The sequence below is a fragment of the Mucilaginibacter terrae genome, assembly GCF_031951985.1.
Classification (GTDB): Bacteria; Bacteroidota; Bacteroidia; order Sphingobacteriales; family Sphingobacteriaceae; genus Mucilaginibacter; species Mucilaginibacter terrae_A.
Genome location: NZ_JAVLVU010000001.1, coordinates 4248249 through 4274857, shown reverse-complemented (window position 1 = coordinate 4274857; position 26609 = coordinate 4248249). Strand labels below are relative to the sequence as shown.

The 26609-nt window shown below is 42.7% G+C and carries 22 protein-coding genes; 13 read left to right on the top strand and 9 right to left on the bottom strand.

All coding sequences use genetic code 11. The features are described 5' to 3' along the window. The first annotated feature begins 19 nt into the window (after nucleotides 1-19). Together QE417_RS18185 and QE417_RS18180 are read left to right on the top strand one after the other, a co-directional pair. Nucleotides 20-610 carry a HupE/UreJ family protein gene (locus tag QE417_RS18185; RefSeq protein ID WP_311952010.1) on the top strand — a complete coding sequence of 197 codons (591 nt, stop codon included), beginning with the start codon at nucleotides 20-22 and terminating at the stop codon, nucleotides 608-610. Then, on the top strand, nucleotides 607-2955 hold the full coding sequence (locus tag QE417_RS18180; RefSeq protein ID WP_311952008.1) for a M1 family metallopeptidase: 2349 nt from the start codon (nucleotides 607-609) through the stop codon (nucleotides 2953-2955). Before QE417_RS18185 ends, QE417_RS18180 begins: the two co-directional genes overlap by 4 nt. Before the next feature lie 36 nt (nucleotides 2956-2991). On the opposite strand, the gene QE417_RS18175 is transcribed toward QE417_RS18180, so the two are convergent. From QE417_RS18175 to QE417_RS18160, 4 genes are all read right to left on the bottom strand, one after another. Continuing rightward, nucleotides 2992-3873, bottom strand: coding sequence for a hypothetical protein (locus QE417_RS18175; protein ID WP_311952006.1), 882 nt, complete (start codon nucleotides 3871-3873; stop codon nucleotides 2992-2994). Between the two features lie 241 nt (nucleotides 3874-4114). After that, nucleotides 4115-4543: a nuclear transport factor 2 family protein gene (locus QE417_RS18170; RefSeq protein ID WP_311952004.1), complete on the bottom strand. Its 429-nt coding sequence runs from the start codon at nucleotides 4541-4543 to the stop codon at nucleotides 4115-4117. A gap of 406 nt (nucleotides 4544-4949) precedes the next feature. Continuing rightward, a complete protein-coding gene (locus QE417_RS18165) occupies nucleotides 4950-5381 on the bottom strand; it encodes a nuclear transport factor 2 family protein (protein ID WP_311952003.1) in 432 nt (143 codons plus the stop codon). 276 nt (nucleotides 5382-5657) lie between these two features. After that, nucleotides 5658-6161: a C40 family peptidase gene (locus QE417_RS18160; RefSeq protein WP_311952002.1), complete on the bottom strand. Its 504-nt coding sequence runs from the start codon at nucleotides 6159-6161 to the stop codon at nucleotides 5658-5660. Nucleotides 6162-6684: 523 nt separating this feature from the next. On the opposite strand from QE417_RS18160, the gene QE417_RS18155 reads away from it, so the two are divergent. From QE417_RS18155 to QE417_RS18125, 7 genes are all read left to right on the top strand, one after another. Beyond that, on the top strand, nucleotides 6685-9498 hold the full coding sequence (locus QE417_RS18155) for a 2-oxoglutarate dehydrogenase E1 component (RefSeq protein ID WP_311952001.1): 2814 nt from the start codon (nucleotides 6685-6687) through the stop codon (nucleotides 9496-9498). Between the two features lie 114 nt (nucleotides 9499-9612). Beyond that, on the top strand, nucleotides 9613-11205 hold the full coding sequence (gene odhB / locus QE417_RS18150) for a 2-oxoglutarate dehydrogenase complex dihydrolipoyllysine-residue succinyltransferase (RefSeq protein ID WP_311952000.1): 1593 nt from the start codon (nucleotides 9613-9615) through the stop codon (nucleotides 11203-11205). A gap of 90 nt (nucleotides 11206-11295) precedes the next feature. Continuing rightward, nucleotides 11296-13131 (top strand): ATP-dependent nuclease, encoded by a 1836-nt coding sequence (locus QE417_RS18145; RefSeq protein WP_311951999.1) that lies wholly within the window; start codon nucleotides 11296-11298, stop codon nucleotides 13129-13131. Between the two features lie 22 nt (nucleotides 13132-13153). After that, complete coding sequence (locus tag QE417_RS18140; protein WP_311951997.1) at nucleotides 13154-13291, top strand: hypothetical protein; 138 nt, start codon at nucleotides 13154-13156, stop codon at nucleotides 13289-13291. A 123-nt stretch (nucleotides 13292-13414) separates the two neighbouring features. After that, a complete protein-coding gene (locus QE417_RS18135) occupies nucleotides 13415-14260 on the top strand; it encodes an alpha/beta fold hydrolase (protein ID WP_311951995.1) in 846 nt (281 codons plus the stop codon). Further along, nucleotides 14226-14867 carry a PAS domain S-box protein gene (locus tag QE417_RS18130; RefSeq protein WP_311951993.1) on the top strand — a complete coding sequence of 214 codons (642 nt, stop codon included), beginning with the start codon at nucleotides 14226-14228 and terminating at the stop codon, nucleotides 14865-14867. Before QE417_RS18135 ends, QE417_RS18130 begins: the two co-directional genes overlap by 35 nt. A 346-nt stretch (nucleotides 14868-15213) precedes the next feature. Beyond that, the gene (locus QE417_RS18125) at nucleotides 15214-15624 is read left to right on the top strand and encodes a nuclear transport factor 2 family protein (RefSeq protein WP_311951992.1); all 411 of its coding nucleotides are present in this window, start codon (nucleotides 15214-15216) and stop codon (nucleotides 15622-15624) included. 81 nt (nucleotides 15625-15705) lie between these two features. Here the strand turns inward: QE417_RS18125 and QE417_RS18120 are convergent, their stop codons facing one another. Beyond that, nucleotides 15706-16779, bottom strand: a complete 1074-nt coding sequence (locus QE417_RS18120) for an SDR family oxidoreductase (protein WP_311951991.1) — start codon at nucleotides 16777-16779, stop codon at nucleotides 15706-15708. A gap of 98 nt (nucleotides 16780-16877) precedes the next feature. After that, complete coding sequence (locus tag QE417_RS18115; RefSeq protein ID WP_311951990.1) at nucleotides 16878-17459, bottom strand: Crp/Fnr family transcriptional regulator; 582 nt, start codon at nucleotides 17457-17459, stop codon at nucleotides 16878-16880. A 204-nt stretch (nucleotides 17460-17663) separates the two neighbouring features. Between QE417_RS18115 and QE417_RS18110 the strand changes: the two genes are divergently transcribed. Beyond that, nucleotides 17664-18257: a helix-turn-helix domain-containing protein gene (locus QE417_RS18110; protein ID WP_311951989.1), complete on the top strand. Its 594-nt coding sequence runs from the start codon at nucleotides 17664-17666 to the stop codon at nucleotides 18255-18257. Between the two features lie 26 nt (nucleotides 18258-18283). On the opposite strand, the gene QE417_RS18105 is transcribed toward QE417_RS18110, so the two are convergent. Further along, complete coding sequence (locus QE417_RS18105; RefSeq protein WP_311951988.1) at nucleotides 18284-19618, bottom strand: APC family permease; 1335 nt, start codon at nucleotides 19616-19618, stop codon at nucleotides 18284-18286. Nucleotides 19619-19722: 104 nt separating this feature from the next. On the opposite strand from QE417_RS18105, the gene QE417_RS18100 reads away from it, so the two are divergent. Beyond that, nucleotides 19723-20385, top strand: coding sequence for a hypothetical protein (locus QE417_RS18100; protein ID WP_311951987.1), 663 nt, complete (start codon nucleotides 19723-19725; stop codon nucleotides 20383-20385). A gap of 163 nt (nucleotides 20386-20548) precedes the next feature. Further along, a complete protein-coding gene (locus QE417_RS18095; protein WP_311951985.1) occupies nucleotides 20549-22432 on the top strand; it encodes a DNA topoisomerase IV subunit B in 1884 nt (627 codons plus the stop codon). Nucleotides 22433-22599: 167 nt separating this feature from the next. Here QE417_RS18095 and QE417_RS18090 read toward each other — a convergent pair whose 3' ends face one another. After that, complete coding sequence (locus QE417_RS18090; RefSeq protein WP_311951983.1) at nucleotides 22600-23442, bottom strand: ThuA domain-containing protein; 843 nt, start codon at nucleotides 23440-23442, stop codon at nucleotides 22600-22602. Nucleotides 23443-23612: 170 nt separating this feature from the next. Here QE417_RS18090 and msrA point away from each other — a divergent pair, with 170 nt between their 5' ends. After that, nucleotides 23613-24158 carry a peptide-methionine (S)-S-oxide reductase MsrA gene (msrA, locus tag QE417_RS18085; RefSeq protein ID WP_311951982.1) on the top strand — a complete coding sequence of 182 codons (546 nt, stop codon included), beginning with the start codon at nucleotides 23613-23615 and terminating at the stop codon, nucleotides 24156-24158. 80 nt (nucleotides 24159-24238) lie between these two features. On the opposite strand, the gene QE417_RS18080 is transcribed toward msrA, so the two are convergent. Next, entirely contained in the window at nucleotides 24239-26278 is a 2040-nt protein-coding gene (locus QE417_RS18080) for an aceric acid hydrolase (RefSeq protein WP_311951980.1), read from the bottom strand. Between the last annotated feature and the right edge of the window lie 331 nt (nucleotides 26279-26609).

Below are 26609 nucleotides of genomic sequence, written 5' to 3'. Positions count from 1 at the left end.
TATTTTTTATTTTTAGCCGATGCATGATTTCTCCCTGTACTTTGAACTGGGCTGGCAGCACATTTGCGACTGGCAGGGTTACGACCATATTTTATTTGTTGCCGTACTTTGCGGCTCTTATCTGCTAACCGACTGGCGTAAGGTGCTCATCCTCGTTACAGCATTTACCGTTGGTCATTCCATCACACTTGCTTTAAGCGCACTCAACGTCATCAGCGTAAATACTTCGTTGATCGAGTTCCTCATCCCGGTTACCATCATAATTACAGCATTCATCAATATAGTAAAAAAGAAACGCTCGCCGGGTACGCTTCGTATTACTTATGTACTGGCTTTGTTTTTTGGGTTGATACATGGGTTGGGGTTTTCGAACTATTTAAAAAGCCTGCTGGGTAAAAGCAGCAATATTACGGCACAACTGCTGGCGTTTAACCTTGGGCTTGAGTTTGGGCAGGTTTTAATTGTGCTTTGCATCCTTATCGTATCATTCATTTTACTTAATATCCTTAAAATTCAGCGCCGTGAGTGGACATTATTCCTCTCATCTGCTATATTTGGAATAGCGTTTATTATGTGCATCGAGCGTTTTGCTCTAATTCATTTTCGATGAAAAAATTTTACTCACTCCTGGCAGGGTCGCTCCTGCTTACTTCTGCTTTGCAGGCCCAGCAAATTGAATACAATCCGGGCAGCAACCACGGCAACAAATTTGAACAATTGGGAAGCACCTTACTGGCCGACCCCAACATGTACCGTTCGGCATCGGGCGCACCCGGACCAAAATACTGGCAGCAAAAAGCCGATTACGATATTGTAGCCAAACTCGACGATGATAAACAGCGTTTAGATGGTACCGAAACCATTACCTACTACAACAACTCGCCCGATGCGCTAACTTACCTGTGGCTGCAGTTAGATGAAAATCAGCATAAAAAAGACGGAGATAACGCCAAAATTGAGGAAAGCAAGATGCAGGACAAAATGAGCCTGCGCCAGTTGCAGGGCATTATGGGGCATAACCTTGATTTGGGCAACCATATTGTAAGCGCTAAAGATGCTGCCGGCAATAACCTTAAATACACCATTAACGAAACCATGATGCGTATTGAGCTGCCCAAAACACTGGCACCGGGCGCTAAATTTGTTTTTAAGATAGCATGGTGGTATAATATATCCGACCGCTCAACCATTGGTGGCCGTGGTGGGTATGAATACTTTCCCGAGGATAAAAACTACTTGTATACCATGGCACAATGGTACCCGCGTATGGCCGTTTACAGCGATTTTCAGGGCTGGCAAAACAAACAGTTTAATGGCCGCGGAGAGTTTGCACTTACCTTTGGCGATTTTAAGGTAGCCATTAATGTACCGGCCGATCACGTGGTTGATGCCACGGGTCAATGTTCTAACTACAGCCAGGTGCTTACATCGGCACAATATCAACGCTGGCAAAAAGCTCAAAACTCTCACAAAGAACCGGTAGAGGTAGTTACCCTTGCCGAAGCAAAAAAAGCATTGCAAGGCCACGCTACCACCCGCAAAACCTGGAACTGGCATGCCGAAAACGTGCGCGATTTTGCCTGGGTATCATCGCGCCGTGTGGTGTGGGATGCCATGGCCACGCAAATTGATGGCGGCCGTAAGGTGATGGCCATGTCGGTTTACGGGCCGGAGGCTTATCCAATTTATCGCCGTTACAGCACCAAGGTGGTTGCACATACGGTTAAAACTTACAGCAAATACACCATTCCGTACCCTTACCCTTGTGCTACCTCGGTTGAGGCCAGCAACGGTATGGAGTACCCAATGATATGCTTTAACTACGGTCGTGCCGAAAAGGATGGCACTTATAGCGAGGCCACTAAAAACGGCATGATCGGCGTGGTTATTCACGAGGTGGGTCACAACTTTTTTCCGATGATCGTTAACTCTGATGAGCGCCAGTGGACCTGGATGGACGAAGGACTGAACACCTTTTGCCAGTACCTTACCGAGCAGGAATGGGACCCTACCTTCCCAAGTAACCGTGGCCCGGCTTATAAGATCGTGGATTACATGAAGCTGCCTAAAAACGAGCTGGAGCCCATCATGACCAACTCGGAGAACATACAGCGCTTTGGCCCTAATGCCTACGCGAAACCGGCTACCGCACTTAATATACTGCGCGAAACGGTAATGGGGCGCGAACTATTTGACTATGCATTTAAAACCTATGCACAACGCTGGGCCTTTAAGCACCCTACTCCTACCGACTTTTTCCGCACCATGGAAGATGCATCGGCGGTGGATTTAGATTGGTACTGGAGAGGCTGGTTTTACGGCACCGACCCGGTTGACATATCTGTAGACAGTGTGAAATACTATCGCCTGAACACTAAAAATGCACAGGTTGAAGGCAGTTATGACCGTGCACAGTTTGAGCGTAACCTAACCAACATCAGTACCACCCGCAACAAGGAAGCAGGCATGCGTTCAGCCGTGGAAGCTGATACTGCCCTGCAAGATTATTACAGCAAGTGGGATCGTTTTGCCGCTACACCCGCTACCGATAAAAGCTACAAGGCCATGTACGATGCCCTGAGCCCTGAAGAAAAGAAACTGTATGATAGCAAAAACTACTTTTACGAAGTAAGCTTTAGCAACAAAGGCGGCCTACCCATGCCTTTATTTATAGAGTGGACCTACACCGACGGCAGCAAACAACTCGAAAAAATACCGGCCTACATTTGGCGCCACAACGAGTTTAACGTAACCAAGGTATTTGCCAAAACCAAAGAGGTAAAAGCCATTAAACTTGATCCCTACCGTGAAACTGCCGACATAAACGAAGGCAACAACAGCTGGCCGCGCGAATACACGCCAACCCGCTTTGAACTGTTTAAACAGCAAAACACCATACGCGGAGCCAGCACAGGCGGCAACCCTATGCAGGAAGCGAGAAAGACTAATCCATAATAAAAAAGCCGGTTGAGAGACCGGCTTTTTTAATTTTTACTTATGGCATTTAAAAACATAATGCTTACCCGGCTCGACTGATTTTCCATTTAATATTATTGACACTTTTTCCAATTTTAACATATCCTCATCTTGATTGAAGGTGATGTAATAAATAACATTTCCCCCATTCCAAGTGATGTTAAAAACTATAACAGGTGTTTTATCACCATTAGCTCTGTACACAGAGCTTTGTAGCGGATAGCGTTGATTTACATTTAAAGTCCCTACAATTCGGCTTTGCTGCCATGTGTTAATGTTTTGAAAATTTTGCTCATAAAAAGAATTTGGCTTACTGTCTACAGAATAACTTCCTCCTGGTGCACGTGCAATTCTAATAAACTGCATCATTTCATATCCTGAAAAATCGGTAATGGCATAGGAAATATGATTTAGAGGATATTTACCTTTATTTAACAAATCGAATTCAGCAACAAAGGCTTTACCCTTACCAGTAACCTCAATAGAATGAGTCCAGAAATCCAGTATTGGAAAATTTCCTCCTCCAGTTACATGGTTATTTAGTTCTTTTTGTAATTCAGCATTCTGCTGAGAAAGTGTATATAACTGCTTAGTAATTTCAACAATATCATCAGATTTTTTACTAATTGCCTTTTGTAAATCGGCATTATCTTTATAAGCATCAGCTAATTCTTGAGTTTTCTTTAACGTTTCTTCGTTTAACTGCCTCAACTCATCTTGAGTAATTTTGTTCTTTTTAGAAGCTTCATCCTTTTCACTCCATTGAAAGTAAGCAGCAGTCATAGTTATCAGACCCGCAAACACGCCAAGCAGCATAGTTCCTTTGCCTTTAAGCACCATTAATATTACAATTAGGGATAACACTTTATAATACTTTTTTACAAAAGTAAATATCATTTGTCAATAATCGATTTAGCAAGATTGCCTTGATATAAAGCCCCTTAGCTAACGCACGCGTGTCGTGTGTACCTAACAAGTATTTCAAACTCCATTAAAGCGAATAAATGCAAGGTTCTCCCTTGTGGTGGTAAGTACATGTTCTTCACAAGTGCGACGCTTGCGAGGGCAAAGGACATATCAAACAACAAAAGCCACTCAAATGAGTGGCTTTTGTTATAAATATTGAGTTTCTCTCTGCTTATTTAAAAACAGAATACACGTTAGTAATTTTCCAGCCTTCGCCGGTGTTGGCAATGGTTACGTAGTTGGTGCGGGTAAAGGAGCCAAAGTTCATGTCAACTTTTACGATGCTCATATCGTCGTTGCTTTCTACTTCGGTAACTGAAGTTTTGCAGTCCTGGCGCACATCTTTGTTTTCTTTGGCAAATTTAAGCATGTCGGCTTTGTTAAAACTCAACACTTCTTTACCACGCAAGATATTGAATTTGGCGTTCTCTTCAATTACCCCGGCAAAGTCGGCGTTGATGCCCAGGGTGGTGCTGTTTACATAGGCTTCAACCGCATAGTTTTTGGTTAATTTGGCAGCAGGAATTGGTTCGTCTGCTTTTGCAATGTTAGCTACTACTAATAAGGCCAGGCCTAATACAAGTGATTTTAAGGTTTTCATATCGTTAAGATTTGTAGTGTTAAATAATGTGTTTTTCATTTGCTTTTGTATCTATAAGACAAAGCCTTAACTGCAAACGTTACACATTTGTGTCCGTTATTTTCACATTTAACAACTCTTTAACATTAGGGGAGTAATAGCAGCAAGTTTGTTAACAAATTGCATCATTTAATCAAAATACTGATGCTTCATGAGGTGTAATTTTAAGTGATCGCGTTTTATGGTGATTAACGTTTGTAACATTATGGCTAATACATTAAAAAGAAAAGGATGCCGTCTACCTTTTTGAATACAATAAGGTTTTAAAATGCAAGTACCGCCATCTCTACAAACGCTTATAAAACACAAAAGCCGCCCCCTATTAGGAGCGGCTTTGATTAACTAAAACTATCTTTTTGTATCCTACTTATGATTTGAATACCGAGTATACGTTGGTAATTTTCCAACCTTCGCCGGTATTGGCTACAGTAACATAGTTGGTACGAGTAAAAGTACCAAAGTTCATTTCAACTTTTACGATGCTCATGTCGTCGTTATTCTCAACTTCGGTTACTGAAGTTTTGCAATCCTGGCGAACGTTCTCATTCTCGTTAGCAAATTTCAGCATTTCGGCTTTGTTAAAGCTCAACACTTCTTTACCACGCAAAACATTGAATTTGGCGCTGTTGTCAACTACATCGGCTAAGTCGGCATTTTGACCTAAAGTGATGCTGCTTACATAAGCGGTGATAGCGTTTGCTTTGGTTTTTGCAGTAGCAGGGATAATTTCGTCGGCTTTAACAATGTTTGCAGTTACTAATAAAGCTAATCCTAATACTATTGATTTTAAAGTTTTCATATTGTTTGTAAACTGAGGTTATGACTTATTGTTTTTTGTTTTATATCCATAAGACACAACATTAACTCAAAACGTTACAACAAATTTTATTTTGTTTTTACTTTTATCATTTCTTCAATATTTAATCTACTAAAAATGCTTTTTTTTAACCAAATAAGCACATTTATTAAAATTATTAAATTCAATACCTACTTTCAAAATCTACAGATCAGTAGTTATCATAACAACAAAAAAAACTAACTTATTAGTTATACTGCGATTTTATAACTGACTATTCTACTTAAAAACCCGGATAGTTTTAACATATCGTCCTTGATAATAGCTATTCAGCGGGGTTTCGGTTACGCCATTGGCTTTACCCGATGTTGAATGAATAAATATAGGCTCGCTTCCTGTTTGTACCAGTATGCCCATATGCCCTACCACACGCCTGGTGCTATCGGTACCTGTAAAAAGCATCAGGTCACCAGGTTTGGCCTCACTTAAAGTAACGCTGGTATTTACATTGGTAAAATCAACCGATGAGCGCGGTACCACGATATTAAAATGATTGAATACATAAGTAATAAAGCCGGAGCAGTCGAATCCTTCGTCGGGTTTTAACGATCCATATTTGTAAGGTATACCTTTTAATGTTCGGGCGTAAGCAATTAATTGTTCGGGGGCAGTATTACCTGTATTAATATCGGCGTCGGGTTGCCCGGCTTTTACAATGATGGGTTTTACTGCAGGTTCGTTATCTTTTGGAATATAGGTATCGGCAGGTTTACTGGTTTGCATGCATGAGGATAGTAACACTGCTGCTACGAGTACCTTAATATATATAGGAACTGCTATCATGTCTGCAACAACAAGTATAAAAGGAATATGTTAAAAAAATTTAAGTTGCAGCTTGCGTAAAGGATAGTAGCGTAAAGCCCGGAACGCAGCGATAGCGAAGTAGGACTTGCAGCGGATAGCCTGGGCCGAAGGCAACGCCCAAATTCAATGAGTGAATGAGTGATGGATTGAATGAGTAAATATGATTATCTGATTTCTCCCCTGTAATTCAAATTAAGGAGAAAACTATACATCTATCAAGCGTATAAGATTTCTCTCTGTCGTTAGAAATAACATTTTAACCTATCTATAGATTTGCACACCGCTTAATTTGAGTTAATATTTATAACTCAAACGTTATTTACACTAAGTACCCGTCACTAATCTGCAAAATATAAAAAAATGCAAAACCAAAAGCAAATTAAACCGTGTAGTTTACATCATATATTCTTAGTTTTGTACCGTTTTACAGATTGGTATTCAGATGGATCGTCTAAATTATGTTAATAGCGGAAACGCTGACTATATAAACTCACTATACGAGGCTTACAAACAAGACACCGAGTCGGTTGATTACGGCTGGCAAAAGTTTTTTGAAGGTTTCGATTTTGGTCAAGGTTCGGCACCTCAATCTGCCGCAGGCACAGCCTCTTCGGCCACCCCTGAGCACGTTTTAAAAGAAATTAACGTGCTGAATATGATAAACGGATACCGTACACGCGGTCACCTGTTTACAAAAACCAACCCCGTACGAGAGCGCCGCAAGTACTATCCGGGCAAAGAGCTTGAAACCTTTGGTTTGAGCGAAGCCGATATGGATACTGTATTTAATGCCGGTGTAGAAATTGGCTTAGGCCCTGCCAAACTGCGCGACATTCGTCAACTTTTAGAAGATACTTACTGCCAGGCCATTGGTGCCGAGTATAAATACATGCGTAATCCTATTAAAACCAAATGGTTTGAAAACAGGATGGAAAGCAAACGCAACCAGCCGTCGTTCTCTAAGGAGGAAAAAACGCGCATGTTGCAGAAGCTTAACCAGGCTGTAGGATTCGAAAACTTTTTGGGTACAAAATTCCTGGGGCAAAAGCGCTTCTCGTTAGAGGGTGCCGAGGCACTTATCCCTGCGCTTGATTCGGTTATTGAAAAAGGTTCATTATTAGGCATCGAGGAGTTTACCATTGGTATGGCTCACCGCGGCCGTTTGAACGTGTTGGCCAACATTATGGGCAAACCGTACAAAGAGATATTTGCCGAGTTTGAAGGTAAGAACTACGATTTAGAGTCGACCATTGGTGGCGACGTAAAATATCATTTGGGTTTCTCAACCGATATCGAAGCTTCGACCGGTAAAAAAGTACACTTAAGTTTGTGCCCTAATCCATCGCACCTGGAAACAGTTGGCCCGGTGGTTGAAGGCATTACCCGTGCTAAAATTGACAGTAAATACGGCGACGACCATGATAAAATTGCACCTATATTAATCCACGGCGATGCTTCGGTAGCCGGCCAGGGTATTATATACGAGGTGTTGCAAATGGAAAAGCTGGACGGTTACAAAACCGGCGGTACCATTCACCTGGTTATTAACAACCAAATTGGTTTTACCACCAACTTTAAAGATGCCCGTTCGAGCACTTACTGTACCGATATTGCCAAAACGGTTTTATCGCCGGTATTCCACGTAAACGGTGATGATGTGGAAGCCTTAGCTTATGTTATTAACATGGCTATGGAGTACCGCCAGGAGTTTAACGAGGATGTGTTTATCGACATTTTATGTTACCGCAGGTACGGTCATAATGAGTCGGATGAGCCTAAATTTACCCAGCCTACTTTATACAAGGCAATTGAGGCACATCCTAACCCGCGCGAAATTTACTACCAGAAACTACTGGCCGAAGGCAGCATTACTGCCGAGGCTGCTAAAGAAATAGAGAAAAGCTTTAAAGACCTGTTGCAAAAACAACTGGACGAAACCAAGGCCGAAGCCCGTATTGAAACAGGTAACGCCATGTTTGCCGGTTCGTGGCAGGGTTTACATTTACCTACCAAAGCGGAGATATATGCAGAAGCCGATACAGCTATAAGCGAAGAAGAATTACTGGAGATTGGTAAAAAGTTAACCGATTTGCCGTCAGACAAAGTATTCTTCAAAAAGATAGAAAAACTGTTTGAAGACCGTCGTAAGATGGTTAACGAAACCAAAACCTTTGATTGGGCTATGGGTGAGCTGATGGCTTACGGTAGCTTGTTAAAAGAAGGTCACCCGGTACGTTTGAGTGGTGAGGACGTAAAACGCGGAACATTTTCGCACCGCCACGCGGTTATTACCCTGCCTGATACGGATGAGGAGTATACTCCGCTAACTACCATTGGCGGTGATGCTAAATTTTACATTTACAACTCCCTGCTTTCTGAATATGGTGTTTTAGGTTTTGATTACGGTTACGCCCTGGCTAACCCTAACGCCTTAACCATTTGGGAAGCACAGTTTGGCGACTTTGTTAACGGTGCGCAAATCATCATCGACCAGTACATCGTAAGTGCCGAAACTAAATGGCAGCGTGGTAACGGTTTGGTAATGTTATTACCTCACGGTTACGAAGGACAAGGCCCTGAACATTCATCGGCACGTATTGAGCGTTTTATGGAGGCCTGTGCCGATAATAACATTCAGGTGGCTAACTGTACTACACCTGCTAACTTCTTCCATATTTTACGCCGCCAACTGCACCGCGATTTCCGTAAGCCATTGGTAATTTTCTCACCAAAAAGCTTACTGCGCCACCCGGCTTGTGTATCTAAAATTGATGAGTTTACCAAAGGCGGTTTCCACGAACTTATTGACGATGCTTACACAGCCGATGCTAAAAAGGTAAAACGCGTATTGTTCTGCAGTGGTAAAATTTACTACGAATTGCTGGACAAACAACAGGCCGATAAACGTGCCGATGTTGCCATTGTGCGCGTAGAACAATTATACCCAACTCCTGTATTGGAAATGGAAGCCGTTAAAGCTAAATACAGCAACGCTACCGATTTTATTTGGGTGCAAGAAGAGCCGGAGAACATGGGCGCATGGCCTTACATGCTGCGCAAGTTCCGCAAGAGCCCATTGCAGTTAGAGGTAATTTCGCGTAAAGAAGGTGGTAGCCCGGCAACCGGTTACTCAAAACAACATGCTTCGCAGCAGTTGTATATCATCTCCAAAGCTTTTGAAGCCCCGGTTAGCCAGGATCAAAAAGAGAAAGTAAAAAAATCGACCAAGAAAATGGCCGAAACTAATGCAGATTAAATTTTAGTTGTCAGTTGTCAGTTGTCAGTTGTGAGTGAGGAAGCTTAAGGTTTCTATTACAGACAACTCACAACAGACAACCGACAACTCCAAAACTACAACATAAATAACAACATGAGTTTAGAGATCAAAGTTCCGCCGGTTGGCGAATCTATTACCGAAGTTACCCTGTCGCGTTGGATTAAAAAAGACGGCGATGCGGTTGAAATGGATGAAGTAATTGCCGAATTAGAATCGGACAAAGCAACTTTTGAGCTTACTGCCGAAAGTGCCGGAACTTTAAAAACTGTTGCTGCCGAAGGCGACACCCTGCCAATTGGCGCTGTGGTTGCCAGCATTGAAGCCGGTGGCGCTCCTGCTGCCGCTGCTCCTGCACCGGTTGACAAAAGCACCGCACAGGCTGCCGACGAAAGCGCACCTGGTCAGCGTGCAGAAAGACCTGAAGCTACTCCTGCCGCTGAAGCACCTGTTGCCGAAGCCAAAACATTAGAAATTAAAGTTCCTGCGGTTGGCGAGTCAATTACCGAAGTAACCCTGTCGCGCTGGATTAAGAAAGATGGCGACCAGGTTGAAATGGACGAAGCCATTGCCGAACTGGAATCAGATAAAGCAACGTTTGAGTTAACTGCCGAAAGTGCAGGTACCCTTAAAACCATTGCCGCCGAAGGTGATACTTTAGCCATTGGCGCGGTAGTATGCTCAATTACAGGTGGCGGTGCTGCCGGAGCGAAGAGCGAAGCACCAAGCGCACCAGCTGCTCAAAACGCTCCTCAATCCCCGATCTCCGCTCCTTCATCAAACGGTTACGCTGCCGGTACCCCATCACCTGCTGCGGGTAAAATATTAGCCGAAAAAGGCTTGAGCCCCGAGGCTGTAAGCGGAAGCGGCGTTGGCGGTCGTATTACTAAAGAAGATGCGGTTAACGCACAACAAAAACCAGCTGCTCCGGCTTCTGCTCCGGCTAAAGCATCAGCCCCTGCCGCTGCTCCTGCAACTGCCACTGGTGCAAGAGAAGAGCGTCGTGAGAAAATGACTAACCTGCGTAAAACCGTTGCCAAGCGTTTGGTAGCTGTTAAAAACGAAACCGCTATGCTAACCACCTTTAACGAGGTTGATATGCAGCCGGTTATGGAGTTACGCTCTAAATACAAAGACAAGTTTAAAGAGAAACACGGTGTAGGCTTAGGCTTTATGTCGTTCTTTACCAAAGCGGTTTGCGTAGCACTTTCTGAGTGGCCTGCAGTTGGTGCCCGTATTGAGGGTGAAGAAATTGTTTACAGCAACTTTGCTGATATTTCTATCGCTGTATCGGCTCCTAAAGGTTTGGTGGTTCCTATCATCCGTAATGCCGATGCGATGAGCCTTGCCGAAATTGAGAAAGCCGTAGTAAACCTTGCCGGTAAAGCCCGCGAAAACAAGTTGACCATTGAAGACATGACCGGCGGTACCTTTACCATTACCAATGGCGGTATCTTTGGTTCGATGATGAGCACGCCTATTATTAATGCGCCACAATCGGCTATTTTAGGTATGCACAATATCATCGAGCGCCCGGTTGCTGTAAACGGACAAGTGGTTATACGCCCCATGATGTACCTTGCCCTGTCATACGATCACCGTATTGTTGACGGCCGCGAATCGGTAAGCTTTCTGGTACGTGTTAAACAATTACTGGAAGACCCTGCACGTTTGCTGTTAGGTGTTTAAGTTTGATTGAGTTATTGAGATAAGGAAGCCCGGTTTTACCGGGCTTTTTTTGTGGGTTATTTTGTTAGCTTAGTGTCTAAATCTTACTACATGATAGAATCTTTATACCTTGACGAGGAGAATTTTAACAGCTACTGTTTGTATGATGGCAGTAGAGTTTTAAGCAAATTTTCAAAAGTAAATATTTTTATAGGGTCTAATAATTCTGGAAAAAGTAGATTTACAAGAGCTTTTTTTTCGAAGAACAATGAACTAAAATTTACTTTAAATAAATTTGACCTTCAAATATTAAATAAACTTTTAGAAGACCTGAAATCAGAGATTACCGATTTTTATGATGAGTACATTATTGGCGACTATGGTGGCATCCTAAATATACTAACAACAATCGAAAAAATTGACTTCATAACGGAATATTTCAATATAAATGATATTGTATTAAAGGGTATTTATGACGTAAAAAACATCAAGTACTCATCTTATAATACGAAAAAGTACATAACACAAGGAGATATCGAAAGCAAAGTACAATCAATTGCCGTTAAGTATATAAACGAAATTCAAGATAAATTTTCTCATTTAGCCAAGGTTCGTCTTGATAATATTTACTTTCCAACTTTAAGAGGCCTTAGAAAGATTTATGGTACTGATGACGATCTTTATTTAAAGACTACCAAAAAAGATTATTTTAAGTTAGAGGATGACGCATTAGACAATAAAATTTATACAGGTGTTTCTTTGTATGAAGATCTAAAAAAGCTTCTATTAGGTACTAAACAAGAACGAGATAGAGTTAGAGAATTTGAAGATTTTCTTAGTAAGAATTTTTTTGAAGGTAAAGATATCAATGTAGTTCCACGAATAAATAAGGAGGTTGTCTATGTAAGGATAGGTGATAGAGATCATTCTATCTATGATTTAGGTGACGGCATTCAATCAATAATTATTCTTACTTATCCCCTATTCTTCTATCAAGGCAAAAAACGGTATATTTTTATTGAAGAACCAGAACATTATCTGCATCCAGGATTTCAAAGAATATTCCTTGAAACAATCTTACATGAACGTTTTTCAAACTTTCAATACTTTATTACAACACACTCAAATCATTTTTTAGATATAACATTAGATGTGGATAAGGTTTCAGTATATACTTTCAAGGAGAATGAAAAAATCGAAGGAGAACCACGATTTACTATAGAAAACGTCGAAAATGAAGATTCCAATATTTTAGACATAATAGGTGTTAGAAATTCTTCAGTATTTCTTTCAAATTGTACGATTTGGGTTGAAGGAATAACAGATCGTATATATTTACGTAAATATCTTGATATACTTCAAAGTGAGGAGGATAAGCAGTTTAAGGAGGATATTCATTACTCTTTTGTTGAGTATGGAGGTGGAAATATCACCCACTGGTCGTTTCTAAAAGACAAAGATGGCAATCACCCCAATATTGAAGTAAAAAGATTATGTGGCAAACTTTTTTTAATTAGCGACAAAGATGGTGCTGGATTTAAGAAAAATGGTTCACCAGGTAGTAAAATGGAAAGGCATAAAGAGTTGAAAGATACTTTGAGAGATAGATATTATTGTTTAGAAGCCCGAGAAATGGAGAATATTATCTCTTCCCCTATTCTGAAAAAAGTGATAGAAGATTACGAGGGAGATAACACGGCGAAATTAAAGTTCAATAAAAATTTCTCTACAAAAGATCACTTTAAGGACAGTTATTTAGGCACATATATCGAAAAAAACATTCCAGATTTAAGTAGAAAATATGCCGCTGAATCAGGTACGGTAAATGATAAGGTTAACTTTGCTAAGAGAGCAGTTAGTTTCATGCAATCAGAGAATGATTTAAGTGAAGAGGCTATTACTCTCGGTAAAAAATTATTAGACTTTATTAAAGACAATAATTCTTAAAGTCTTTCGCAAAAAAGCATCAATGATGAATTACAAAATATCATTCTCGGAAATGAACAAGCTGGCTCAGGAAGCGCAATTGGGCAAACCCAAGCTTTCCTTAGAGGATATGCGGAAGCAAGCAACGGCATCTAAAGAACAGCAGCACTTCAATAACTAAGAAAAAATAGCCGTCCGCTACCGCAAGGGTTATTGGCTTTACTAAACTATTTAAATCAAATAGTGATAATAGCGAACATTATATACTTGTTACCGTACAAGTTAGCATACATGTGAGGTGGATATGATGGATGTTTTAAAAAGGAATAATGTTAGGGTAATTGGCAAAGGCGACCAAACCATTGTTTTTGCCCATGGCTTTGGGTGCGACCAAAATGTTTGGCGACATTTTGTTACTGCTTATCAGGAACACTATCAATTAGTGCTGTTTGATTTTGTGGGTGCGGGGCAATCCGATCTAACCGCTTACAACTCGGAACGCTACCAATTGATGGATGGTTACGTGGCCGATTTGTTAGAAGTACTCGAAGCTTTAGCGCTTAAACAAGTGATATTTATTGGCCATTCGGTAAGTTGTATGATTGGCGCACGTGCCGCCCTTGCCAAGCCTGACTATTTTAGCAACCTCATTTTTGTATCGCCATCGCCCTGCTATTTTAATGATGGCGATTATATTGGCGGTATGGAAAAAGAAGACCTGGAAGCCTTGTTTAACATGATGGATAGCAATTACCTGGGCTGGTCGGGCGCTATGGCACCGCTTATTATGGGTAATGCCGACCGGCCTGAACTGGGCGGAGAGCTAACCGCTAATTTTTGCGCTACCAACCCTGATATTGCACGCGAGTTTGCCCGTGTTACCTTTTATACCGATTGCCGCACCGATTTGCACGCACTTAGCGTACCAAGCCTAACCTTACAATGTAGCGAAGATATTTTGGCACCCCTATCGGTAGGTTATTACATTAAAAAGCATACACCCGGTAATACGTTAGTTTTGTTAGATGCAACCGGCCATTGCCCGCATTTAAGCGCACCCGATAAAACAATTGAGGCAATAGATGGTTACTTGACTGCCAACAAGGCAGCAATACTTGAAATACCTCTATCCCCTGATATCATCATCTGACATAGATTTCGAATCTATATATAACAATGCCCCTGTTGGCCTGTTTACTTTCCATGCCGATGGGTCCATTGTGCATGTAAATCAAACCTTATTAAAGTGGCTAAACGCTGATGCTCATGAAGTGATGTATCAAAACGTTTCTTCGTTTTTAGACAGAGGCGGCAAAATATATTACCAGTTATTTGTTCAGCCGTTACTACAGTTGGAGAATGATGTAAAAGAGATCAGTTTTCAAATCCTGACCGATAAATGCAGTTTTCCGTGCCTGTTTAGCGCCAAGGCATTCCGTAAAAATGAGGATGGGGAGTTGTTGTTTGCCGCCACGGTATACCAGGTATCCCACCGTAAAATGTACGAAGAAGAACTTTTAAGAAAAAAAGCAGAAGCCGATGCCGAAAAAGCAGCTAAGGCAGCTGCCCTGCAAGAAGTAGCTTTCGATCAATCGCATTTGGTAAGAGCACCCTTAGCTAATATTTTAGGGCTCACAGCCCTGCTCGAAGAAATGGATATTAGCGACGATATAAAAAGCATGGTTACCATGCTGCGTGCCAGTGCTAATAAACTGGATAGCGAGGTGATTAAGATCAGCAATAAACTTAGTACGTAGTAATAGTTATTCAGTTATTGAAATAAGGAAGCCCGGTTTTGCCGGGCTTTTTTTGTGTGGGGATTTCATGCAAGTGCGGTTAACTGTTTCGGCAGACCGATACTATGTTCTGCGGCAATTTTAACAAACTCATCTTTCTTCTTAGCGTTAGAAGAAAGAGATTATTGAGCGATTCTGCTAAATGAAAAGAATAAAACTCCCCGTGCTCCCGCAAGCGGCCCGCTTGTGGTCTTGTGAACTTAATCGCGGAACTTATTAAACACTAATACTACCACACAAACCATAATAACTACCACAAACAGCATTGTAAGGCAGGCTATCTTTGTATAAATCAAATAAATACTTTATGAATAAGAAATATCCGCTGCCGCCTTTTACCTACCAAACAGCTATTGAAAAGGTACAATTAGCCGAAGATGCCTGGAATAGCCAGGACCCTGAAAAGATTGCACAAGCCTACACAATAGACACCGAATGGCGCAACCGCTCGCAATTTGTAAATGGCCGCGAGGAGGTTGTTGCGTTTTTAACCGGTAAGTGGAAACGTGAGCTTAACTACAAATTACGTAAAGAGCTTTGGGCTTTTACCGATAACCGTATTGCCGTGCGTTTTGAATACGAATACCAGGACCTAAGCGGCCAATGGTACCGTGCTTATGGCAACGAGAACTGGGAGTTTAACGAAGACGGCCTAATGGCAAAACGTTACGCCAGTATAAATGATGTTGTTATTACCGAAACTGAGCGGAGGCTTTAAATAGGTTAAACGTTTGCTGGAGCGAATAGAGATAAACCAAAAAAGCCCGGCAAACCGGGCTTTCAATATTAAAACTCATCCTCACGGAATCAACTTCAATTCTCTCAACAAAGCAAAAAGTTCAAAGAACGATTCGCGGGTGTCTTGATAATGAGTAAAGCCCAGCTTTCGGCTTTTCGACATATCGGTCATGACCTCTAAAGGGCGGCCAAGATCAAGGTCGGTGTGCCAGGCCGATGACAGGCGCGACAGGTTGGTTTCTTTTAAGCCGTGCTTTTGGGCAATGCTGGTCCATACTTCGGTATCGTCTGCCATCTCGGTTTCGAGCGGGTGTATGGTGCCGTCAAAACCTGCGACTTCAATGCCAAACCAGTCGGCTATTTGCTGCCACAGCCAGTTCCAACGAAAAACATCACCGTTGGCTACATTGAAAGCCTGGTTACGGGCGGCATCGGTGGTTGATGCCCATATCATATGTTCGGCCAGTAAGCGTGCATCGGTGACATCCGATAGTCCGTTCCACTGCGCAGCCGAACCGGGGAAACGGAATGGCCGGCCGGTTTCTTTACAAATACTGGCGTAAGTGGCCAGGGTGGTGCCCATATTCATGAGGTTTCCCACGGCGTAGCCAATCACCGTATGCGGGCGGTGTATGCTCCAGGTAAAACCATCGCGGGCTGCGGCGGCGTAGATCACGTCTTCCTGAGCGTAATAAAAGTTATCTAAAGGTAAGCGCTGATGCTCTTCGCGCACGGGTGTTAAGGGCAATGTTCCGGCCTTTGCATAAGCATCAAACGGACCAAGGTAATGCTTTAACCCGGTTACCAAGGCCACGTGTTGTATACTGCCCTTTACCGAAAGGGCATCAAGCACATTTTTTACCAAAAGACTGTTCACTCTAATGTTTTCAGCTTCGGTATCGTTACGCATCCAGGCGGTAAAGTATATATGGGTGGGGTTAATATCTGCTATTGCCGTGGCAAGGCTATCCTTATCCAAAAGGTTAGCCGCAACGGGTATAACGCCAGTGAGGCTACTATCGGGGTTACGCGACAATCCATAGGTAGTAATATTTTTGCTTATGAGTTTTTTAGCAAGATTGCTGCCGGTAATGCCGCTGGCACCCACAACTAATGCTTTAATGGTATCTGACATTTGTTAAAATTTATAACGTCAAATTTAGAGGTAGCAAACCCAATCACACTTGACCCTGCTTAAGAAATACACTTGATCTGTATCAAGTGTAAACAGATTTATTTTTTGGTAGCAAGGCTCTTCCTGATACGGCTCAGCGTTTCGGGAGCAATGCCAAGATAGGAGGCAATGAGGTTTTGAGGAATGCGTTCGATCATATCGGGGTTTGATTGGCTTAATCTCAGGTATTTTTCTTCGGCGGTATCGGTTACCGAACTCATTAAACGACGTTCTTTGGTTACAATGCTGTTTTGATAAAGTATCCTGAAGTAGCGGTCCATTACAGGGATGGCCAGCGTTATGGCTTCATAATTTTCGCGCGATAAAAGCAGTACTTCCGAATCTTCAATGGCATCAATATTAAACATGGCTGGCACACCGGTTAAAAAACTGTTAAAATCAGAAATCCACCAACCCTCCCAGCCAAATACGCTCATGTGCTCGTCGCCGTTATCATCAACATTATAGGTGCGGAGCAGGCCTTTTGATACAAAGGTGATGTTCTTGCAAACGTCGCCTTCCTGTAGTAAGTACTGGCGCTTTCTTAATCTTTTGGGAACAAAATAATTGGACATTAAGGCCTTGTCCTGCTCGCTGAGCGTAACCTTTTCACTAATATGCTTTAGCAGAACATCGATCATTGGAATTGAAAAATTTGAACAAAGATAAGCTTGTGCTTAACATTGCTGTGATATACCTCCCTAAAATAGTCGGGTGATTAGCAGCACTGCGTTACCTTATCTACTTTTAATCGTGCATTAAACCACATTGTCATAAAAATGCCGTAAACATGCCGTACATTTATTATCGCCCAACGGGGTAGCTTTACAAAAAAATGTACAGCCATGAAAAACCAAGACTTATCAAACCAAATTAAAAACCTACGAATAGCCAAGGGCTACTCGCAAGATTACCTCGCCACGCAAACCCAACTCAGTTTGCGCACTATTCAACGCATTGAGAGCGGCGAAACCGAACCCCGGGGAGACACCCTGCAAAGACTGGCAAGCAGTTTAGGTGTGGAAGTAAGTGAACTGACAGCAACATTTCAACCCCAGTTGCCTGTAGATAGTAGCTATTTGACAATGATACATTTATCGGCGTTAAGCTTTATTGTGTTCCCATTACTTGGTGTTTTAGTTCCTTATTTTATGTGGGTAACTAAAGGAAAGCAAATAGCAGAGGTAAATAGCACCGTAAAAAGAGTGTTAAACTTTCAAATCACCTGGTGTATAATCTTCATAGTATACAATGCAATAATGATTGGAGGAGCAATATTTCACTTCGTCAACCCTTTACTATTCCTCCCTGATTTGGTTGTATTTTTCTTCATTCCGGCCATGTACGCCTACAATATTCTGTTCATCTGCGTAAATGCAGTAAGAGAGCATTACAAAAAATCGTTGTTTTACCAACCTGCATTACCCTTGTTGAGGTAAGGCCTATGTACATTATCAATTGTTTTTTAATGTGAGGATAAAGTGGCGTTCGCTTGTTTCGGCTTAACTATGTAATAAATAATTAAACCGGCTATAAACGCAGCCAGGCAAACCATTATAGCCTTTGGATTGGCCATAAATATGCTGATAATAACAAACCAGTAAACCACAATAAATACAATGGGTACCAGCGGGTACCATTTGATGGTGTAAATGCCGGTGCCATCAAGCTCACGGGTACGCTTACGTAATATAAAAATAGCAATGGCGGCCGTGCTCAAACCTATACATTCAAAAAATATAGCATAGTTAAGCACTTCGCCAAATGAGCTTACCAATAGTAGAATACCCAGCACCGTAGCTACAAAAAAACTCATACCAAATACCTGCGTTTGAGTGCGCTGGTTAACATTTTTAAAAACGGCGGGCAAAATGCCATCCTCGGCCATTGCATAGTACATTCTTGGTACCGACATGATGTTTACATTTACATAAGCCAGTACCGATACGAACATGAGCACCGATGTAACTTTCGAGCCCACATCCCCAAACACTACCGAAGCCATTTTGGCCGCCAAACCGGTGTTTTGCTGAAGTCCGCCCATGCCCAAAACCGAGTAATAGGCAAAGTTAACCGCCATATAAACCGCAATAACCACGGCAATACCTATAAAAATACCCTTGGGCATATTGCTTTTGGCATCAACCACATCTCCCCCAAAGTTGATGGTTTGCTGATAGCCGGTGTAGGTAAAAAACACAGCCACCAATGCCAACCCAAATGAGGCTATAGCATTGCCTTGCGGTAACGCAACGGTTGTAATATTAGCTTTGCCATCGCTCATAAAAATGGCCATACACAATAATATGATCATGCCCACCTTAAAAATAGTGAGCAAGTTTTGCGTACGGGCACTGGTTTTAATACCCAGCAGGTTAATAAAATACACTACCAAAACCATAATGGTGGTGGTAATTTTAGTGCCGGTAGCATTTTGTAAGGCCTGAGGTAACAGCAGCGGGTTCAGGTATTCGGCACCTATAAGGGCAACTGCCGCAACCGATGCCGTGGTGGCAATAATGGCTACCCAGTTGATCATGAAGGCAAAAGCAGGATGATAGCAGTATGAAAACAGCTTGTAAAAACCGCCTGTGGTGGGGTAACGTGCACCAATTTCGGCAAAGGTGAGTGCGCCACACAAGGTAACAATACCGCCCACTATCCAGGCTGCAAAAAATAGTTCGGGGGTACCTGTACGCAAAGCCACTTCGCCCGGGGTTTTAAATATACCGGTACCAATAATGAGGCTTATCACGATCATGGTAATGTCGAAGCGGCTTAAAAGCGGTTTTATACTCATTATTTTACGTTACAGTTTTATTTTTCAATTAATATTTTACATTTGCTATATCAGTATAACTGTATTTTTACAGGCACAAACTAAGCGATGCACTGATTAAGGTAATGAAAACCATTGGTAAGCAAATTAGCAAAATAATACTACTTGCTGCGGGCATTTTATGCTTTGGCGTGCTTACTGTTGAAGCTCAACATAAAAAATCTAAAATTACAAAACCAGCAGCACGACCAACCACGAGCACAACCCTCTCCAGCTTTATTAAAAACGCAGCCGAAGCCGGGATCGAGTTTCGCCAGCCCTTACCTTTTAAAGAAGTGGCTGCCGCCAATAATGAAAATTTTTCGTTTGACTACGGGATGAACATTCCCGGGCAAGATTTTGAAATATGGTTACAGGTACACTCTCTTAAACAAAACTGGGCAAGTTATGAGCAAATGAAAAACGTGAGCGGCAAAACACTGGCCAATCCGGATAGTGCTTATGTTGAAGCTGCACGGGCACATGCCGCTGCGTTGAGCGATGATACTAAATTTTTTACGCGTAGCCTGTCAACCGATTTCTTAGAACAATACAACGCCGATGCCGGAAAAACATATCTGCTTAACCTGGCCGATTTACCCGAAACCAAGCACTACAAATACGCTTTTATTATTGCCCTGCAAAAAGACCATACCGGCTATTTACTGGCCGTTTGTTTAACCAACGTAAAAGGGCCTGATTTTTTCAAGAACATCAATAAAGCGCGCGATTGTATGCGCTTTAAATAGATACCCGGCTTTGGCAATTGCCAATATTTTTAGTATGTTTGAAGAGAACGAAATCGTCATTGCGAGGTACGAAGCAATCCCTGCGTATGCACTTGAACGCCATTTGTTTAATCCAAAGTTCAGAGATTGCTTCGTACCTCGCAATGACGTGTAATATATTCACATGGCAGAAGAAATCAATTATAGTGAAGACAGTATACGCTCGCTCGACTGGAAGGAACATATTCGCCTAAGGCCGGGCATGTATATTGGTAAACTGGGCGATGGCTCGGCTTACGATGATGGTATATACGTGTTGCTTAAAGAGATTGTGGACAACTCTATAGATGAGTTTGTGATGGGCGCGGGCCGAAGTATTGATGTGAGCATGAACGACCACAAAGTGTCGGTTCGTGATTATGGCCGCGGTATTCCGCTGGGTAAAGTGATCGATTGTGTATCGAAAATTAATACCGGTGGTAAGTACGACAGTAAGGCTTTTCAAAAATCGGTTGGTTTGAACGGTGTGGGTACCAAGGCGGTTAATGCGCTTTCAACCTCATTTACCGTACAATCATACCGTGATGGCCGCACTAAAATTGCCGAATTTGCCAAAGGCGAACTCGTACGCGACGAAGCCGAAAAAGAAACTACCCAGCGCAACGGCACTGCTATTAATTTTTACCCAGACGACAGCATTTTCCGCAACTACCGCTTTATACCGGAGTTTGTGCAAAATATGATATGGAACTACGTGTTCCTGAACGCGGGCCTTACTATCAACTTTAACGGGCAGAAATTCTTTTCGGAAAATGGCCTTAAAGACCTGCTCGACCGTAAAACAGATGCGGAGAACATCCGCTACCCTATCATCCACCTAAAAGGCGAAGATATAGAGATAGCCATGACACACGGCCAGCAATACGGCGAGGAGTATTACTCGTTTGTAAATGGCCAGCATACCACGCAGGGTGGTACCCACCAGGCGGCTTTTCGCGAAACGGTGGTAAAAACAATCCGCGATCACTTTAAAAAAGATTATGATGCGGCCGACATACGTGCTTCTATAGTGGCAGCCATAGCCATTAAAGTGCAGGAGCCGGTATTCGAATCGCAAACCAAAACCAAGCTGGGTTCGCAAAACATTGGCCCAGACGGTCCAACCGTTCGTACTTTTATTAACGACTTTTTAAGCACGCAGCTGGATAATTACCTGCATAAAAACCCGGCCACTGCCGATGCCTTGCAAAAGCGCATCCTGCAGTCGGAACGTGAGCGTAAAGATATTGCTGGTATTAAAAAGCTGGCTAACGAGCGTGCCAAAAAAGCATCATTACACAACCGTAAACTGCGCGATTGTAAGGTGCATTATGATGATACCCATGAGCGTAAACAAGACACTACCCTATTCATCACCGAGGGCGACTCGGCCAGCGGTTCGATCACCAAATCGCGTGATGTTGCTACCCAAGCCGTGTTCAGCTTAAAAGGTAAACCTCTAAACTGTTTTGGTCTTACCAAAAAGGTAGTGTATGAAAATGAGGAGTTTAATCTGCTGCAACACGCCCTGAATATTGAAGACGGTATTGACGGCCTGCGCTACAATAACATTGTGATAGCCACCGATGCCGATGTTGACGGTATGCACATCCGTTTACTCATCATGACCTTCTTTTTGCAGTTCTTCCCCGATGTGGTGAAGGCCGGGCACGTTTCTATTTTGCAAACGCCGCTATTCAGGGTTCGTAATAAAAAGGAAACCATTTATTGTTACAGTGACGAAGAGCGCCGCAATGCCATAGCCAAACTGGGCAACAAACCCGAGATTACCCGATTTAAAGGTTTGGGCGAAATTTCGCCCGATGAGTTTGGCTTGTTTATTGGCAAAGACATGCGCCTCGACCCTGTTATTTTGAAGGATGCCAACATAAAAGGCCTGCTCGAATATTTTATGGGTAAAAACACGCCAACCCGCCAGCAGCACATTGTGGCAAACCTGCGTGTTGAAAAGGACGATGTAACGGTTAATCCAACCATTGCCGAAGAACCGGAAGCATTGGTAGCATAAAACAAAAGGGTTAGCAGTGCAGTGCTAACCCTTTTGTTTTATATAGCCCCACGCAAACCCTTCTCCGCCTTAGGCGGAAGGGCTTTTAAAGTCTCTCCTTATAAGAGTAGCTTATTCTCAAATGGAATGATTTCTCATACTCATGTGGGCTTTCTCATTCAAAGGGGTTAGTTCTTGCCTAAATACAACAAACTATTGATAATAAACTTATTCTGCTCTTCATTATCAAAGGTGTACGACAAGGTTTTGTTGGTATTATCGTACTTGTGCTCGTAGTCCATATCGTTATGTCCCATATTTACGTAGATCATTTTGTACTTTTTGTTACTCCACGCTACCGGGTAATAGCCGCTGTGCCATATTTCGCTGGCCTTGGGGCCGGTGCCTAACGGAAAGCTGGTAGAATCAATAGCCAGGAGGATATTGATATCAGGGTTCTTGCGTAAGTCATTTTGCCAGCGGTACCATTCGTTGGGCGAAGCCTTAAAGGTTTTAGGCAGGCCTTTAACCGCCGGATGTTTGGGTAATTCAACTCGCAAAATGGCAGATGTTGGTCGCCAGGTATTACTGCCATACCCACCCGAACCCAAAAATTCTTCATGATACCAATCCCAGTTTTGCGGTACGGCCGATTTATTAAGCGCAAAGGCCGCAAAGTGAAAACCCATCCATGCGCCGCCGTTTTTCATATATTGCTCAAAAGCCAGCCGTTGTTGTGGATCTTCGGGGCGGGTATCTAAAAATAACACTACTTGATATTTAGCTAAAAACTGCGCGTTCAGGTTACTCCAGTTACTGGTGGAATCATACACAAAATTGTATTTTTTAGCCATTTGTGGTAACCAGCGGTTGGCTTCATGCACGTAACTGATGTGTGCTAAATCGGCCTTGGCGGTGTAAAAGGCAATCACATTAAATAAAGGCTTTTTTTGAGCATTGGTAGCCAATGCGCTTAGTAACATAACACAGCATAACGCCGTCCGCATGGCAGATGAAAGGTAATTAATCATAATAGGTATAGTTTGGTTGACTGCAAATGTAGCAAATGCCTGTTCAGAAAACACAATTGAACTAATTACTGCTCACCTAATTTTTAACAGGCTATACTCAAGGCCTATGAATTTACATTCATATTAATTTCGCATCATTACAATGGCATGCTTTTCGTGTAACTTTAATCATGAACACACAGAATGCTACATTTGGCAGCGGCTGCTTTTGGTGCACCGAGGCCATTTTCCAAACTATAAAAGGGGTTAAATCAGTAACATCTGGCTACACAGGCGGCCAAACCATCAATCCAAGTTACGAGCAAATTTGCAACGGCGATACAGGCCATGCCGAGGTTGTACAAGTAGAGTATGATGCCAATGAGGTAAGTTTTGACGAACTGTTGCTGATATTCTTTAAAACTCATGATGCCACTACGCTAAACCGCCAAGGTAATGATGTGGGTACGCAATATCGCTCGGCCATTTTTTATCATACCGATGAACAAAAACAACAAGCTGAAGCCATGATAAAAAAACTTACCGAAGAGCAGGTATTTGATAACCCGATTGTAACTGAGGTTACACCCATCAGCGAATTTTATAAAGCTGAACAGTATCATCAAAATTATTTTAATGATAATCAAATGAAACCTTACTGCGCTTTTGTAATACAGCCCAAGCTCAACAAGTTTGCCAAACAGTTTACCGAAAACATTAAACCTGAGCTGTTGTAATATTCAACGCAAAGCATAAATTTTAAAGCATTACTTCGTTATAATTTGAATATAGATTATAACATAGTAATGCTTTCGTTTTATCTATCCACCGGCAACCACGTAGCCATATCTACATGCCCACGGTTACCCCAGGCATAATAAGGTATTAAACGCACATTAACTTTTGAGTTGTTGGTACCTATCTCGCGGTATAAAGTATTTTTCCAGCTTGCCTCACCCAGTAAATCGGCTTTGCCGGTTAAACTCATAATTGGGCTGTTTTCTATCTTGATCAACTCCGGCTTTAAATCATTTTTTACCGGTATGGCAACGTTAAATACTTTTTGTCCCTTTGGCAAATCAGCCGATTCGAGGCAATACACCACCGGGCCACGTTTTACCGCTACCTGGTTGCGGGTTTCTTCTACCAACGGATTCGATTCTAATAACTGTACCGGCATAGGCAGGTTCAACTCAATTTTATCACCAGCTTTCCATTGGCGGTTAACCTCTGCATATTCACCGCTGGTTAGGGCAGTTTCAACAGCTTTACCGTTTACCAAAAGTGTGGCATTTTTACACCAGCCCGGTATACGTAAAAACATCGAATAAGTGCTTTTAGGAGCCTGTTGTAAAGTAATGCTCACTTTACCATCCCAAGGGTATTCGGTCACCTCATTAAGTTTTAAGGCCGACCCATCTTTTAGTTTTGTATTCAGCGCATTGCCGCCGTAAAGGTTAAAATACAAGCCTTTGTCTGACACGCTGTAGGCATAATCGCTCACCTCGGCAATGGTACGCACCACATTCGGCGGGCAGCAGTTTGAAAGCTTAATGTAAGGCACCCTATCTTTAGACCAGCGCTGGTTAAACGGCAAATCATCCGAATAACTCATGGGATTGGTATACAAAAAGTTTTTACCGTTAAGGCTGATGCCCGAAAGAACGCTGTTGTATAGTGCCAATTCCATAACATCGGCATATTGCGCTTTACCTGTAGTTTGCAGCATACGCCAGTTCCAAAGCACGTTGCCAATGTTGGCGCAGGTTTCGTTATGCGAGGTAAAGTTTGGCAACTGGTAATCGCGGCCGTAAGCCTGGTGTACTTTCTGTACATCGGTTGGCTGGTACGAGGTACCATCTGGCGACACACCATCATACAGCGCACCACAACCACCGGTAACGTACATTTTGCGGGTAACCACGTCATTCCACATCAAATCCAAAACATCTTTTAACGATTGATCGCCGGTTTCGGCATAAACATCGGCAGCACCGGCAAACAGGTAGTTGGCACGCACAGCATGACCCATTACTTTGGTTTGCTGGCGAAAAGGTATACGGTCCTGATTATCATCGGTACCGTCTTTCATCAAACCGCGAATATCAATGAGGTTTTTCGAAAGCTCCAAATATTTAGGGTCGCGCGTGGTACGGTACATCTCCACCACACCCATATAGTGCGACGGGCAAATAGCATTCCTCGCCAACTCGGGCGACGCTTTTTGGTAGAAGTTATACAAATAATCGGTAGCCTTAATTGCTACATTTAATAACGTTTTTTTGCCGGTAGCGCGGTAATGCACGCAACCAGCCGTCATTAAGTGACCTAAGTTATAGGTCTCAAAGTTCAACCTATCGGCGAATGCCTTGGCGTTTTTGGGGTCGTTGTGCTGGGCAATAATGGTTGGTGTATGTATGTAGCCATCGGCGCGCTGGGCTTTTGCAATAACGGCAATGGTTTTGTCCATTAAGGCATCGAGCTTAGGGTCTTTAGTAACGGTGTACATACTGGCCACGGCTTCAAACAGTTTGTAAAAGTCGCCATCATGAAACGGCGGCCCTGAGTGCGAACCAGTGTCTAAACCTGCGGCAATTTCAAAGTTTTTAAAGGCATGGCTCACATTGGGGTCGGTATATACCTTCCACAGGTTCGGGATCATGGTATCGCGGCACACCTGAAAACGATCGGCCCAAAAGCCCTTAGTCCAGGCAACGTTACCCATATCCAAACTCCCCAGCTTGGCATACTTACTTTGGGAGGTGTTAACCAGCGCCTTGCTTTGCGCCATAGCCTGCGTACCAGCCAGGGCCAACAGCGCAACTACACATTTTATTTTAGTCAAATTCTTCATCATAGTTCCAGTTGTGTCATTGCGAGCGATAGCGTGGCAATCCCCACTTTGCATGTCGCCTACATTTCTGGCGGTGATTGCTTCGTTCCTCGCAATGACAATTTTACTTATTCTATTCTCTAATCAGGACGTTGCCTCCGGCCCGGGCTATTCGCTGCAAGTCCTCGTTCCGCTATGCTGCATTCCGGGCTTTCCGCTACTATACCTAACGCAAACTCCGCTTTTCGTCGGGAGACACAAGGTATTGTGTCTCTACGATTCTGCGCCATTTAAAAAAATCTGTCATGCTGAACTTGTTTCAGCACCTCACATGCAAAGTAAACATGCATGTTAA

Bases quoted from the DNA above. Each gene is read 5' to 3' on its own strand.
- QE417_RS18185 (WP_311952010.1), top strand. From the start codon at position 20: ATGCATGATTTCTCCCTGTACTTTGAACTGGGCTGGCAGCACATTTGC.
- QE417_RS18180 (WP_311952008.1), top strand. From the start codon at position 607: ATGAAAAAATTTTACTCACTCCTGGCAGGGTCGCTCCTGCTTACTTCT.
- QE417_RS18175 (WP_311952006.1), bottom strand. From the start codon at position 3,873: ATGATATTTACTTTTGTAAAAAAGTATTATAAAGTGTTATCCCTAATT.
- QE417_RS18170 (WP_311952004.1), bottom strand. From the start codon at position 4,543: ATGAAAACCTTAAAATCACTTGTATTAGGCCTGGCCTTATTAGTAGTA.
- QE417_RS18165 (WP_311952003.1), bottom strand. From the start codon at position 5,381: ATGAAAACTTTAAAATCAATAGTATTAGGATTAGCTTTATTAGTAACT.
- QE417_RS18160 (WP_311952002.1), bottom strand. From the start codon at position 6,161: ATGCAAACCAGTAAACCTGCCGATACCTATATTCCAAAAGATAACGAA.
- QE417_RS18155 (WP_311952001.1), top strand. From the start codon at position 6,685: ATGGATCGTCTAAATTATGTTAATAGCGGAAACGCTGACTATATAAAC.
- odhB (WP_311952000.1), top strand. From the start codon at position 9,613: ATGAGTTTAGAGATCAAAGTTCCGCCGGTTGGCGAATCTATTACCGAA.
- QE417_RS18145 (WP_311951999.1), top strand. From the start codon at position 11,296: ATGATAGAATCTTTATACCTTGACGAGGAGAATTTTAACAGCTACTGT.
- QE417_RS18140 (WP_311951997.1), top strand. From the start codon at position 13,154: ATGATGAATTACAAAATATCATTCTCGGAAATGAACAAGCTGGCTCAG.
- QE417_RS18135 (WP_311951995.1), top strand. From the start codon at position 13,415: ATGATGGATGTTTTAAAAAGGAATAATGTTAGGGTAATTGGCAAAGGC.
- QE417_RS18125 (WP_311951992.1), top strand. From the start codon at position 15,214: ATGAATAAGAAATATCCGCTGCCGCCTTTTACCTACCAAACAGCTATT.
- QE417_RS18120 (WP_311951991.1), bottom strand. From the start codon at position 16,779: ATGTCAGATACCATTAAAGCATTAGTTGTGGGTGCCAGCGGCATTACC.
- QE417_RS18115 (WP_311951990.1), bottom strand. From the start codon at position 17,459: ATGATCGATGTTCTGCTAAAGCATATTAGTGAAAAGGTTACGCTCAGC.
- QE417_RS18110 (WP_311951989.1), top strand. From the start codon at position 17,664: ATGAAAAACCAAGACTTATCAAACCAAATTAAAAACCTACGAATAGCC.
- QE417_RS18105 (WP_311951988.1), bottom strand. From the start codon at position 19,618: ATGAGTATAAAACCGCTTTTAAGCCGCTTCGACATTACCATGATCGTG.
- QE417_RS18100 (WP_311951987.1), top strand. From the start codon at position 19,723: ATGAAAACCATTGGTAAGCAAATTAGCAAAATAATACTACTTGCTGCG.
- QE417_RS18095 (WP_311951985.1), top strand. From the start codon at position 20,549: ATGGCAGAAGAAATCAATTATAGTGAAGACAGTATACGCTCGCTCGAC.
- QE417_RS18090 (WP_311951983.1), bottom strand. From the start codon at position 23,442: ATGATTAATTACCTTTCATCTGCCATGCGGACGGCGTTATGCTGTGTT.
- msrA (WP_311951982.1), top strand. From the start codon at position 23,613: ATGAACACACAGAATGCTACATTTGGCAGCGGCTGCTTTTGGTGCACC.
- QE417_RS18080 (WP_311951980.1), bottom strand. From the start codon at position 26,278: ATGATGAAGAATTTGACTAAAATAAAATGTGTAGTTGCGCTGTTGGCC.